General features: G+C 42.4%; 10 protein-coding genes and 1 pseudogene. 7 read left to right on the plus strand and 4 right to left on the minus strand.

The window, feature by feature from the left end:
• Positions 1–23 precede the first annotated feature (23 nt).
• The 3 genes and pseudogenes from ACQY26_RS05895 to rbr form a co-directional block, all read right to left on the minus strand.
• Complete coding sequence (locus tag ACQY26_RS05895) at positions 24–407, minus strand: desulfoferrodoxin (RefSeq protein ID WP_428048221.1); 384 nt, start codon at positions 405–407, stop codon at positions 24–26.
• 8 nt (positions 408–415) lie between these two features.
• Positions 416–922, minus strand: a pseudogene (gene tpx, locus ACQY26_RS05900) (thiol peroxidase).
• A gap of 6 nt (positions 923–928) precedes the next feature.
• Entirely contained in the window at positions 929–1,504 is a 576-nt protein-coding gene (gene rbr / locus ACQY26_RS05905; RefSeq protein ID WP_428048230.1) for a rubrerythrin, read from the minus strand.
• Between the two features lie 201 nt (positions 1,505–1,705).
• Between rbr and dnaA the strand changes: the two genes are divergently transcribed.
• From dnaA to gyrA, 5 genes are all read left to right on the plus strand, one after another.
• Positions 1,706–3,064: a chromosomal replication initiator protein DnaA gene (gene dnaA, locus ACQY26_RS05910; RefSeq protein WP_428048222.1), complete on the plus strand. Its 1,359-nt coding sequence runs from the start codon at positions 1,706–1,708 to the stop codon at positions 3,062–3,064.
• Positions 3,065–3,200: 136 nt separating this feature from the next.
• The gene (gene dnaN, locus ACQY26_RS05915) at positions 3,201–4,310 is read left to right on the plus strand and encodes a DNA polymerase III subunit beta (protein ID WP_428048223.1); all 1,110 of its coding nucleotides are present in this window, start codon (positions 3,201–3,203) and stop codon (positions 4,308–4,310) included.
• Positions 4,310–4,606, plus strand: a complete 297-nt coding sequence (locus tag ACQY26_RS05920; protein WP_428048224.1) for a DciA family protein — start codon at positions 4,310–4,312, stop codon at positions 4,604–4,606. The genes dnaN and ACQY26_RS05920 overlap by 1 nt, the downstream gene beginning before the upstream one ends.
• 11 nt (positions 4,607–4,617) lie before the next feature.
• Positions 4,618–7,089 carry a DNA topoisomerase (ATP-hydrolyzing) subunit B gene (gyrB, locus tag ACQY26_RS05925; protein ID WP_428048225.1) on the plus strand — a complete coding sequence of 824 codons (2,472 nt, stop codon included), beginning with the start codon at positions 4,618–4,620 and terminating at the stop codon, positions 7,087–7,089.
• 11 nt (positions 7,090–7,100) lie between these two features.
• Entirely contained in the window at positions 7,101–9,629 is a 2,529-nt protein-coding gene (gyrA, locus tag ACQY26_RS05930) for a DNA gyrase subunit A (RefSeq protein WP_428048226.1), read from the plus strand.
• Between the two features lie 76 nt (positions 9,630–9,705).
• Here the strand turns inward: gyrA and trpB are convergent, their stop codons facing one another.
• Entirely contained in the window at positions 9,706–10,914 is a 1,209-nt protein-coding gene (trpB, locus tag ACQY26_RS05935) for a tryptophan synthase subunit beta (RefSeq protein WP_428048227.1), read from the minus strand.
• Between the two features lie 326 nt (positions 10,915–11,240).
• Between trpB and nusB the strand changes: the two genes are divergently transcribed.
• Together nusB and ligA are read left to right on the plus strand one after the other, a co-directional pair.
• Positions 11,241–11,660 carry a transcription antitermination factor NusB gene (gene nusB / locus ACQY26_RS05940; protein WP_428048228.1) on the plus strand — a complete coding sequence of 140 codons (420 nt, stop codon included), beginning with the start codon at positions 11,241–11,243 and terminating at the stop codon, positions 11,658–11,660.
• Positions 11,650–13,146, plus strand: a 1,497-nt coding sequence (ligA, locus tag ACQY26_RS05945; RefSeq protein WP_428048229.1) for an NAD-dependent DNA ligase LigA, incomplete at its 3' end; no start/stop codon positions are given. The genes nusB and ligA, both read left to right, overlap by 11 nt.

A 13,146-nucleotide genomic window follows, 5' to 3' on the forward strand; every position in this document is an offset into this window, starting at 1 on the left:
AATATTATTACCTTAACCTTATTTTATTTTTTCTCGGAAGCCCATAAACCGTGTATATTGCAATATTCCCTTGCCTTAACAACGCGGCAGTTGCAGCTGAATTTGGCTTCGGGTTTATCGCCGGGCTTTAAATATTTGCGGCCTATTTTACCGTCATCGGTAAGAACTTCTATAAATTCAATATAATGCTCGGGAAGCATCGGATGAGGCGCGGAACCGACTTTTACCAAAATTCCGTCTTCCAAATATTCTATAACCGGCACATGCTTTTCCGTGGCTCCGTCCGTGCTGGCTTCATTTTGTTTTACCATGGGTTTGCCGCAGCAAACAAGTTCTCCTCCGCCGACGTGAACAACTTCAACTATATTCCCGCAAACGGAACATTTATAAACATCGTTTAATTCCATATAACCCCCTATATAAGCTCATTTACGGCGTCCAAAACGGCCTTATAATCAGGCTCTTCAGACACCTCTTTTACAAATTGAACATATCTTATTACGCCTTCTCCGTCAATTACAAAAACCGCCCTGGTAAGAAGATAAAGCCCGTTTATCAACAGGCCGTAATCCTGTGAAAAGGAAGTATTCTTATAATCCGAAAGCGTTTGCAAATTCTTTACGCTCTAGGCCGCGCACCAGCGCGCCTGCGCAAAAGGCAAATCTTTGCTGACAGTCAATATTTTTACTTTATCGCCAAGTTTGCCGGCTTCTTTGTTAAAATGCGCCGTTTCAATAGAACAAGTGGGAGTATCCAATGAAGGCACCGCCGACAAAACAACGATGCGTCCCTTAAAATCTTTAAGGGACACATCGCTTAAATCATTCGCAGCCAAAGTAAAATCCGGGGCTTTTAAGCCCGCATTTAACTCCGCACCGGATAAAGAGAATTTATTCCCGTTAAGAATAATTTCTCTGGACATAAATCTTTACCAATTCTCGCAAAGAAGTTCAAAGTAAGCCTTGGAATGCGCGCAGGCCGGACATTTTTCCGGCGCTTCAAGGCCTTCATGCAAATATCCGCAGTTTAAACATCTCCATATAACGGGGACGGATTTTTTAAATACGGTTCCGTCAATTATATTATCCCTTAAACCTTTATATCTTGCGGAATGCTGTTTTTCGGCAACGGCTATATTTTCCATTACCACGGCGATTTCTTCAAAACCTTCTTCTCTTGCGGTTTTTGCAAAAGAAGGATACATTTCCTTCCATTCGTAATCTTCGCCGTTGGCGGCTTCAAGAAGATTATCTTCCGTGCTGGATATTACGCCGGCGGGGAAAGAAGCCGTAATTTCAACTTCTCCGCCTTCAAGAAATTTAAACAGCCTTTCGGCGTGTTCCTTTTCCTGAGCGGCTGTTTCTTCAAAAATCTTGCTTATTTGAACATAACCGTCTTTTTTGGCTTTGCTCGCAAAAAAAGTATATCTGTTCCTAGCCTGAGATTCACCGGCAAAAGCGGTGAGAATATTTTTCTCTGTTTTAGATCCTTTCAATTTCATAATTTTAAAGTTCCTCCATAAACAAAATTGTATAAAATTAGCCAATATCAAGTATAGACCGGCAAACCGCGTTTTACAAGTACCCGCCATATATAAATATTTATATCATATATTTATCCAATTTATTGACTAGTTTTAAAGAAAACTGCTAATATTTACTTATATTTGAATTTTTAATACTTTGTAGGGTGTTTGGTATTTACAGTGGAAAATCTTAATATAAACGAAATTTGGGCCGATTTTTTCAAAAAACTTGAAAATAACCTTGGCAAAGATATCTGCGAAATGTGGATAAAACCCATGAAAATCACCTCTTTTAAAGGAGGTATTTTAAAAATAGAACTGCCAAGCGAAGTTTGGCTTAAAACCATAAAAGACAGATATGAAAGTTCCATTATTCAGGCTTTAACGGAAATTTTAAATACTACCTTTTCAATAGAATATAATATTCCTTCAAAAGAGGAAATACCGGAGCAGGATTATGTTTCCCTGCCGGAAAATTCCGTATATCAGCAAAAAAACCCCTTTATAAACAAATTAAATTCTTATTTTACTTTTGAAGGTTTTATAGAAGGCCCTTCAAACAGATTCGCTTATAAAGCTTCCGAAGCGGTTGTAAAGAAAATGGGCGAAAGAACAAATAATCCTTTCGTTATTTTCAGCTCGCCGGGGCTTGGAAAAACGCACCTTTTGCATGCAATAGGAAACCAGCTTTTAAAAGAAAATCCTTTCGCGAAGGTGCTGTATATGTCAGGCGAAGGTTTTGTTTCGGAATATATAGAATCTTTACAAAAATCCACACAGGATTCTTTCAGGAAAAAGTATCGTTCTTTAGACTGTTTGCTTATAGACGACATACAATTCGTAGTAGGAAAAGAACGCTGCGAAGAAGAATTTTTCTACACTTTCAACAGCCTTTTTGACAACAGAAAACAAATAGTGCTGACTTCCGACAGAACCCCTAACCAGCTTGGACTTAGCGAAAGGCTTTCTTCCAGGCTGCTTTCGGGCATAGTGGCGGAAATAAAAAGGCCCGATCTTGAAACGAGAATCGCCATTTTAAGACAAAAGAGAGATTCAAACAATTTTGATATAACGGACGACGTTTTGGCCTTTATAGCAGAAGGCGTACAAGGCAGCATAAGGGAATTGGAAGGCTGTCTGTTCCGCCTTACGACTTATTGCAATATACACGGCGTAAACGCCACAATTTCAATAGCAAAAGAAGTTTTGGCGGATATTTTGACTCTTGAAAAAGAAAAATACTCCATAAGCATAAACCAAATAAAAAAGGTTGTATGCAAGTATTTTAAAGTAAGTATAGAGGATTTAAACTCTAAAAAGAAAAACAATTCCATAGCGTGGCCCAGACAGGTTTCCATGTATTTGGCTACGGAGCTGACTTTGCTTTCCCTGCCGGAAATAGGCCGGGAATTTAACAGAGATCATTCAACCGTAATACACGCCAAGGAAAAAGTTAAAGAAGAAATAGACAATAATTTGCTTTTCGCCCCGATTATCAATGACTTGATAACTAAGGTAAAAGCTGTGGATAACAATTAACAAAAACGTTTTTTGATAATAACTGTTCATAATGTTGATAAAATTTGACATAAATTAACAATTTATCCCAAAAGATTGTATAGGGCTGTCAACATTATCAACACAATTAACAGGATATAATAATAAGGATAATAATATGAAAATAAATATTACTAAAGAGAATTTTCTTGAAGGAATCCAAATCATTCAGTCCGGGCTTTCGGGCAGAACGACTTTACCTATTCTTTATAACTTTCTTATGGAAGCCGAAGACGGCAATATCAAACTTACCAGAACCGATATGGAAATGGCCACAATACACAATATGAAAGCCGAAGTTTTGGAAAACGGTTCCATTACCGTGCCTCTTAAAGAATTTTCGGATATTCTTAAAAACCTTCCTTCCAATAAAGAAATCAATTTGGAAACCGATGAAAACAATAAACTGCATATAACAAGCGGAAAATCCAAATTTTGGGTTATAGGTACTCCTAAAAGCGAATATCCGATAGTTCCCGAAATAGAAAAGAACGAAACTTTCAGCGTAAAAGCCAAAGAAATTAAAGAAATGATAGAAAATACCATATTTTCTTCTTCCACGCAGGAAACCAGATATGTTCTTAACGGTCTTTTGTGGGTAAATACGCCCGAAAAGTTCGAAGTCGTCGCCACCGACGGCCGCCGTTTGGCTCTCGCCACCGCTCCGGCTTTGCAAAATTCCAAAGATTTTAAAATTATAGTTCCCAGTAAAATATTAAACGAAGTATTGAAACTTTTGGGAATAAACAAACCTTCAGACGAAGATTTTATAGACGTTACAGTTTCTTCCAACCAAATCAGCTTTAATATGAAAGAAACGACTTTTATATCAAGATTGATAGAAGGAAACTTCCCCAATTACGAACAGGTTGTGCCCACCAAAAAAAATATAGTTTTTAAAGTAGGCACCAAAGATTTATTATCATCCACCAAGCGCGCCGCGCTTTGCGCCGGCGATTTGGGCGGAACGGTAAAATACGCTTTGAGCCAAAATCTTTTGGGAATATCGGCCAGTTCTTCCAAAATGGATTTTTCCGACGAACTTAAAGTCGATTACACTTCCGAAGATTTCAGCACTTCTTTTAACCCTCAGTATTTGATAGACGTGCTTAAAATAGCCGGAAGCGAAAATATTATATTTTCTTTCGCCAACGCTTCACAGCCCGTTTTGGTGGAGCCCGAAGGCAAAGAACAATATAAATACGTCATCATGCCGGTAAGAGCTTAATGGATAATTTCGGCAAGAAAGAAATAATATGGCATGAGCCCAAGGAACTTAAAAATTCCTTTTCCAAGTTCGGAGGTACGCTGAACAGGCTTATTTTATTGGAAACGGTTTGGAATAATGTTTTGGGTTCAAAAGCCAAATATTGGGTTCTTGACGCGGTTAAAGACGGCACCGTTTACGCCAAAGTAAACGTAATGACGGCCAGACACGAACTTAAACTTAAAGAAAAAGAAATAATAAAAGAATTAAACAAGAATTTTGAAAAACCTTGGATAAAACGGATTTTAGTTATATAAAGGAGTAACACATGACTATATCAGAAGCAGAAATGCAGCAGAATTACGACTCTTCCAAAATACAGGTTTTGGAAGGCCTTGAAGCGGTAAGAAAACGCCCGGCAATGTATATAGGCTCTACGGGCGCGCCCGGTCTTCATCACCTGATTTATGAAGTTGTAGACAACTCCGTAGACGAAATTTTGGCTGGAAACGCCACCCATATAAATGTAGTTATCAAAGAAGATAACGTTTGCAGTATTCAAGACGACGGCCGCGGTATCCCCGTGGACCCGATGAAAAACGTAAAAGACCCTAAACTCAGAGGCAAAAGCGCCTTGGAAGTTGTAATGACGGTATTGCACGCCGGCGGTAAATTTGACAGCGGAGCTTATAAAGTTTCCGGCGGTTTACACGGCGTGGGCGTATCGTGCGTAAACGCTCTTTCCGAATGGATGGAAGTTGAAGTAAAAAGGGACGGTAATATAAACTTTCAAACTTACAAACGTGGAAAGCCGCAGGGTAAAGTGGAAGTTATCGGACAAACCAAAGAACATGGTACGAAAGTTACTTTTAAAGCAGACAGAGAAATTTTCGGCGATAATATATTTTCCTACGATACTATAGCCAACCGTCTTAGAGAATTGGCTTTCTTAAACGCCGGGGTGAGAATTACTCTTACAGACGAAAGAGTCGAAAATAAATCGCAAGTGTTTTTATACGAGGGCGGTATATCCCAGTTTGTAAAGTATTTAAACAGTAATAAAAAAGTAATCAATCCCGAACCGATTTACCTTACAAAAGAAATAGACAATAATTATATTTCCTTCGCCGTACAGTATAATGACGGCTATTCGGAAAACGTTTATTCCTTCGTAAACAATATTAACACTATTGAAGGCGGTACGCATTTAAGCGGTTTCAGATCTTCTTTAACAAGAATCGTCAACGAGTATATAAAAAGCAATAATATGTTGAAGAATAAAGATCTCAGCATTACGGGCGACGATTTAAGGGAAGGTCTTACGGCCGTTTTATCGGTAAAAATACCTCATCCTCAATTTGAAGGTCAGACTAAAACAAAACTCGGCAACTCAGAGATTGAAGGTATAGTCCGCTCAATGGTCAGCGAAGCTTTGGCGACTTTCTTTGAAGAAAATCCCAAAACCGCCAAAGCCATTTGCGAAAAATGTATCGGCGCGGCCGTAGCGCGCGAAGCCGCCAGAAAAGCAAAAGATTTAACCCGCAGAAAGGGTGCTTTGGAATCGGGCGGTTTGCCGGGCAAACTTGCCGACTGCCAGGAAAAGAACGCCGCAAACTGCGAATTATTCATCGTGGAAGGCGATTCGGCCGGCGGTTCGGCCAAACAAGGCAGGGACAGAGTTTTCCAGGCTATTTTGCCGCTCAGAGGTAAAATTTTAAACGTGGAAAAAGCCCAGTTGGTAAAAATACTTTCCAACGAAGAAATCCGCACTTTAATTTCCGCGGTGGGTACGGGCGTAGGCGAAGGCGAGGGCGGTTTTGATATTTCCAAATTAAGATATCATAAAATAGTTCTCATGGCTGATGCCGACGTCGACGGCCAGCATATCACCACTTTGCTTTTGACTTTCTTTTACAGGCAGCTTAAACCGCTTATAGACAACGGTCATATTTATATAGCTCAGCCGCCTTTGTATAAAGTTAAAAAAGGCAAAACCGAAGAATATATGCAGACGGAAGAACAAATGCAGGCTTGGCTGTTTAAAGAGGCTTTAAATTCCATTACGGCTTCAAAAGCGGACGGTTCCGTTTTAAGCGTTGAAGAATTGGAAAAATTCTTGAAACTTTTAAAAGAAACGGAAGAAGTTGTAACAAAGCTTGAAATTAAAGCTTTGAAGCTTAAAGATTACGACGAATTTAAAAAATCCGGCCAAATGCCTTTGTTCCGCACTCCTTTGGAATCTGGCGGTTATAGATATTTTTACAGCGATTCCGAATTTAGGGATTTCGAACAGCAGTATAAAGAAGAAAAACGCGAAATGCTCTTGGCCGACGGAACCCCGGAAGAAGAAATTACCGATGAACTTCTGGAACTTGACCACCAAGGCTTGACGGAGCTTACCAAATTGCTGGCGATAGAAAAGAAACTTTCCGATTACGGTTTTACGCTGGATCAGTATCCTAATATTACGGATGAAAAGAAACGCGTTAACCCGATATTTACCGTAAACGACGGTAAAAAGAGCGTACTGGTTTTCAGCCTGCAGGAATTTTTGAAAACCGTGAAAGACGCCGGCGCTCAGGGCGCTACTATACAGAGATACAAAGGTCTCGGTGAAATGAACCCCGAACAGCTTTGGGAAACCACCATGGACCCGGCCAAACGCAAATTACTGCGCGTAGCCATCGAAGACAGCGCCGACACCGAAAAAATATTTACCATGCTTATGGGCGATAAAGTTGAACCCAGAAGGGCTTTTATCGAAAGCCACGCGCTTGAAGTAAGCAATTTGGATATTTAAGGAGTTTTTAAATGACAGACAATCTTAACAATAATCAGCCTAATCCGCAGCAGCAGGAAGTTAAAAACGTTGATTTGTTCGGCAATATAAAACAGCGCGACGTCGGCGAAGAAATGAAAAAATCTTTCATTGATTACGCCATGAGCGTAATCGTCAGTCGCGCTCTGCCCGACGTAAGGGACGGCCTTAAACCGGTACACCGCCGCATACTTTACGCCATGCAGGAAATGGGCCTTAAATACAATAAACCTTTTAAGAAATCCGCCCGTGTGGTCGGCGACGTGCTCGGTAAATATCACCCGCACGGCGACACCGCCGTTTATGACGCGCTTGTGCGTATGGCGCAGGATTTCTCCATGAGGAAAATGCTCGTAAACGGGCAGGGAAACTTCGGTTCGGTCGACGGCGACAGCGCGGCCGCTATGAGGTACACCGAAGTCCGCCTTCAGGCTATAGCCGACGAACTTCTTGAAGATATTGATAAAGACACCGTAAAATTCGTTCCGAACTATGACGGTTCTTTGCAGGAACCTTCGGTACTGCCTGGTAAAATGCCGCAGCTTTTGGTAAACGGTTCCAACGGTATCGCCGTAGGTATGGCAACAAATATCCCTACGCATAACCTCGGCGAAATTTGCGAAGGCATTATAGCTTTGATCAAGAATCCGGCAATCACCACAAAAGAAATGATGCAAATCGTAAAAGGGCCGGATTTCCCGACCGGCGGTATTTTGCGCGGCACCAAAGGAGTGTTTGATTACTTTGAAACCGGTAAAGGCTCCTTAAAAATACAGGCCAAGGCCGAAATAGAAGAGATGAAAGGCGGCAGGGAATCAATCATAGTTACGGAATTGCCCTATCAGGTAAACAAAACCAATTTGATTGAAACCATAGCCGGGCTTGTCAAAGATAAAAAAATTATGGAAATTTCCGATATCCGCGACGAATCCGACCGCAGAGGTATGCGCCTTGTAATAGAACTTAAACGCGACGCAAACGGCCAAGTGGTGTTAAATCAGCTTTATAAACATACTCAGCTGCAGACTTCTTTCAGCGTAAATATGCTTGCCATCGTAGACGGCAAACCGCGTATTTTGGGCATTAAAGAAGCCATGCGCCAGTATGTAAAACACCGCCAGGAAGTTATCACAAACCGCACCCGCTTTGATTTGAACAAAGCTTTAAAACGCGAACACGTTTTGGAAGGTTTACTGGTCGCCATAGCCAATATGGACGAAGTCGTAAGCATAATCAGAAATTCCAAAGACGCGGCCGAAGCTAAACTTAATTTGATGAAGCGTTTTAACTTGAGCGAAGCCCAAACCCAAGCCATTTTGGATATGAGGCTCCACCAGCTCACTCAGCTTTCTTCAATAGCCATTGAGCAGGAACAGAAAGATTTAATGGCTTTAATCAAAGAATTGCAGGATATTTTGGGATCGCCTCAGCGCGTACTTGATATTATCGTGGACGAACTCAGCTCCATGAAAAAGAACTACGCCGACCCCAGAAGAACGGAAATATCCAATGAAATTTCCGATTTCTCAATTGAGGATTTAATTGAAGAGCAGGAAGTCGTCATAACGCTTTCAAACGACGGTTACGCAAAAAGAATCCCGCTTGACACTTATAAATCCCAGAACAGGGGCGGCAAGGGTATAATTGGCGGAAAAACGAAAGAAGAAGATTTTATCGAACATCTTTTCGTAACGTCCAGCCATTCAACGATACTTATGTTTACCAACAGGGGCAGAGTATTTGCTCTTAAAGCTTTCGAGATACCCGAAGGCAACCGCCATTCCAAAGGCAAGGCTATAGTAAACCTGCTGCAAATTACAGGGCAGGAAAAAGTTACCTCGGCCATAGCTTTCAGGGATTTTGATCCTAAAAATTCCGGCGAAACTTATCTTACGATGTGCACAAGAATGGGCACCATTAAGAGAGTTGAACTTTGCGAATTTGCAAATATCAGAAGAACCGGCATTATAGCCATAGGGCTTGAGGAAAGCGACGTTCTCGTTTCCGTGCAGGAAACCCACGGCAAGAGCGATATTATAATCGCCACCAAGAACGGCAAATCCATAAGATTTGACGAGAACCAAGTCCGCGCCATGGGCAGAACCGCCAAAGGTGTAAGAGGTATAAAACTTGCTCAGGGCGATAATGTTATAGGCATGGAACAGGCCGAAAGAGAAGGCGAACAGCCCGACGTCCTTTCCGTATGCGAAAACGGTTACGGCAAACGCACCGCATTCAGCGAGTACAGAACGCAGAACAGGGGCGGAAGCGGCGTAATCACGATTAAAACCACGCAGAGAAACGGCTGCGTCGCGGGTATCAAGCTCGTCGACGAAAGCAAAGACCTTATGGTAATAACCGAAAAGGGTATGGCCATAAGAATCCGCTGCGAGGAAATCCGCTCCGTCGGAAGAAACGCTCAGGGAGTAAGGCTTGTCAGATTGGAAGAAAACGACAAAATCTCCCGCGTTGCGCCCGTAGTAAAAGAAGAAGAGGAAAAGACGGAAACGGAAGAAAAATAAATTTAACCTAGCTGGTTAAGTGAAAGCCCCGGCAAAAACCGGGGCTTTTTATTTGTTGAATTTTTGTCCTGCTGATTTATATTTCCGTTCCGTAATGCTCGGTTATAAAGTCTATGTCTTTATCGCCGCGCCCTGATAAATTTACCAAAATATTTTTATCTTCCGGCATAATTTTTGCCAGTTTTAAGGCGTAAGCCACGGCGTGCGCGCTTTCAAGCGCGGGGATAATTCCGTCGCTTTTGCAAAGAGCATAAAAAGCTTTTAAAGCTTCTTCGTCGGTTACGGCGTCATATTTTACCCGGCCGGAAGCTTTTAAATATGCGTGTTCCGGGCCTATGGCGGGGGAGTCCAAGCCGCTGGCTATGGAATATACCTTCGCGGGGGAACCGTCGTCATTTTGTAAAACAAGGGATTTAAATCCGTGTAAAACGCCGTCTTTGCCGTAACAGGCGGTGGCCGCATGCTGTCCTAAAGCGCAACCCTTTCCCAAAGGTTCAACGCCGTAAAGTTTTACCGTCTTATCGTTTAAAAAAGCCGAAAATATGCCTATTGCGTTGCTCCCGCCTCCGACGCAGGCTGCGACGGCGTCGGGCAGGCGGCCGGTAAGTTCAAACATTTGTTCTTTGGCTTCCGCGCCTATTATGCTTTGAAAATCCCTTACCATACTTGGAAAAGGATGCGGCCCTACAACTGAACCTATGCAGTAAAGAGTATTATCCAAATCCCGCATATAAGCCTGAAACGCGCTGTCCACCGCCTCTTTTAAAGATTTTTGGCCGAAAGTTACCGGCACTATTTTTGCGCCGAGAAGCTTCATTCTTATTACGTTCGGGCGTTCTTTTTTTATATCCGTTTCGCCCATGTGAATTTCGCATTCAAGGCCGAAATATGCCGCCGCGGTGGCCAACGCTACGCCGTGCTGGCCCGCGCCCGTTTCGGCAAGGAGCTTCTTTTTGCCAAGCTTTTTTGCCAGCAGAGCCTCGCCCATACAATGATTTAATTTATGCGCGCCGGTGTGGTTTAAATCCTCTCGTTTAAGGTAAATCTTTGCGCCGCCGGTTATTTTGTTAAGCCCTTTTGCCAATGTTACCGGCGTGGGGCGGCCCTGATAGTGTTTGCGTATATAAGAAAGTTCTTTGATAAACTCTTCGCTGTTTTTAAGTTCTTTATAAACCGCGGCGATTTTATCGGTTTCTTTTTTAAGTTCCGCCGGTATAAAAGAACCGCCGTACGTCCCGAAGAACCCCTCTTCGTTTAAATTTTGTTTGTTTAAATTGTTGTTCATAATATCCTCTGTTTTTAAAATGTAAGTAAGGCCGCGTTACGGATGCGGCGTAAGAAAAATACGGAATATAGGCGTTAAATTAAAAAATAAGCGGCGCTCAGCGCCACCAGAGGATGGTGTTGAAAGAAGAAAAATGATTTTGTTTGGCGAATAATTCTTCCATAATAAAAGTATAGTATTTTTGCTTTTTTTGAACAGTATCCAAACGAATATTGATTTAAAGACAAAAAAATTTTAAAGTTACTTTAACAAGCCGGTGCTTTAAGCTTTTTTATTTGATAAAATCTATATAATAGACGTAAAATTTAATGATTTCGGGATGAATTATGAGCAAAAGACGCCTTGCCAGAGAGTATGCCTTGCAAACGCTTTACTATTATGATACGGGGAAGTTTTCAAAAGACGACAGCACGATGTTTGTAAACGGTTTTTATGACAATTTGGATGAAGACACCTTCGCTTTTTGCAAAAATTTGGCTTTGGGCGCAATAGCCAATTTGCCCGAAATAGACAAAATTTTGTCTTCAAGAGCCAAAAATTGGGCCGTGGACAGAATGTCCGCGGTGGACCGCTCTATACTGCGTATGTCCACTTACGAAATCGCTTTTAGCAAAGACAATGCCCCTATCCCGGCCATTATCGACGAAGCCATAGAATTGGCTAAAAAATACTCCACGGAAAATTCCGGCAAGTTTATCAACGGTCTTCTTGACCAAATAAAAACAGAGCGCAAACATGGAAATTAAGCAGGAAATCGACCGCTTAAAAAAACTTATCGCTTACCATAACAGCCGCTATTACGATTTGGATTCGCCGGAAATACCGGATTATGAGTATGACAAACTTTACGCGCGCTTAAAAGAGCTTGAAGAACAAAACCCCCAATTTATCACGGCCGACAGCCCCACACGCAAAATAGGCGGAAGGGCGGCTTCCGCTTTTGCGCCTTATAAACATCTTGCGCCGATGATGTCCTTGGATAACACCTATAACGCCGGGGAAATAAGAGAATGGTACGATAAAACGGCATCGGCATTAGGCTGCCGCAATTTTGAAATGGTTGTGGAAACGAAGATAGACGGGGTTTCCTGCTCCCTTACTTATCAGGACGGAGTTTTGATAACCGCCGCCACCAGAGGCGACGGAAAAACCGGGGAAGACGTTACCGCCAACATAAAAACCGTAAAATGCATACCGCAAAAACTTGCCCGCCCCATAAGCGGCCTTTTGGAAATACGCGGGGAAGTTTTTATCGGCAAAGAAGATTTAATAAAATTAAACGAACGCCAGCAGGAAGAGGGCCTTGTCCCTTTTGCCAACGCGCGCAACGCCGCCGCCGGTTCAATAAGGCAGAAAGATCCCGCCGTAACGGCTTTGCGGCCTTTAAGTTTTTACGCGCACAGCTACGGCTGGGGCGATATCGGCGCGGAAAGTTTTACCGATTTTATAAACAAATGCCGGGAATGCGGCCTGCCGGTTTCCCCCGTCAGAAAAGTTTTTACCGATATAGAGGAAGTTATAAAGTTTTATGAGGATTTTTCCAAAGAACTGCATACTCTTCCTTATGACGCCGACGGGCTGGTAATAAAAGTAAACTCTTTTGAACTTCAAAGAAAATTGGGTGTTACGGCAAAAAGTCCGCGCTGGGCGGAAGCTTTCAAATATCCGGCCCAGCAGTGCGAAACGGTTATAAAAAATATAAATTTTTCCGTGGGGCGGACCGGCGTTGTTACGCCCGTGGCGGAACTTGAACCCGTCAAATGCGCCGGGGTTGTAATATCATCCGCAACTTTGCATAATTTTGACGAGATCGCCCGTTTGGGTGTTAAAACAGGCGACAGCGTTATCGTGGAAAGGGCCGGGGAAGTAATCCCCAAAGTCGTAAGGGTTGTAAAAAGCCCGTTAAACGCCAAAGCCGTTTTAGAACCTAAAATTTGCCCGGTTTGCTCTGGCGTTCTTATCAGGGAAGAAGATGAAGTCGCCCTGCGCTGTATAAACCCCAACTGCCCGGCCCAAATTAAAGCCAGGGTTCAGCATTACGCTTCCCGCGAGGCTATGGATATAGACGGCTTGGGCGAAATTGCGGTGGATCAGCTTGTAAGATTCGGAGCGATTAAAAAACTTTCGGATATTTACAATCTTACTTTGTTTGATTTAATGGCTTTAAACGCTTTCGGCGATAAAAAAGCCGATAATTTGTTGAACGCGATAGAAGCTTCCAAGAAAAGGCCT

This window comes from Candidatus Proelusimicrobium excrementi, from assembly GCF_937881865.1.
In the GTDB taxonomy this organism is placed as follows: domain Bacteria; phylum Elusimicrobiota; class Elusimicrobia; order Elusimicrobiales; family Elusimicrobiaceae; genus Proelusimicrobium; species Proelusimicrobium excrementi.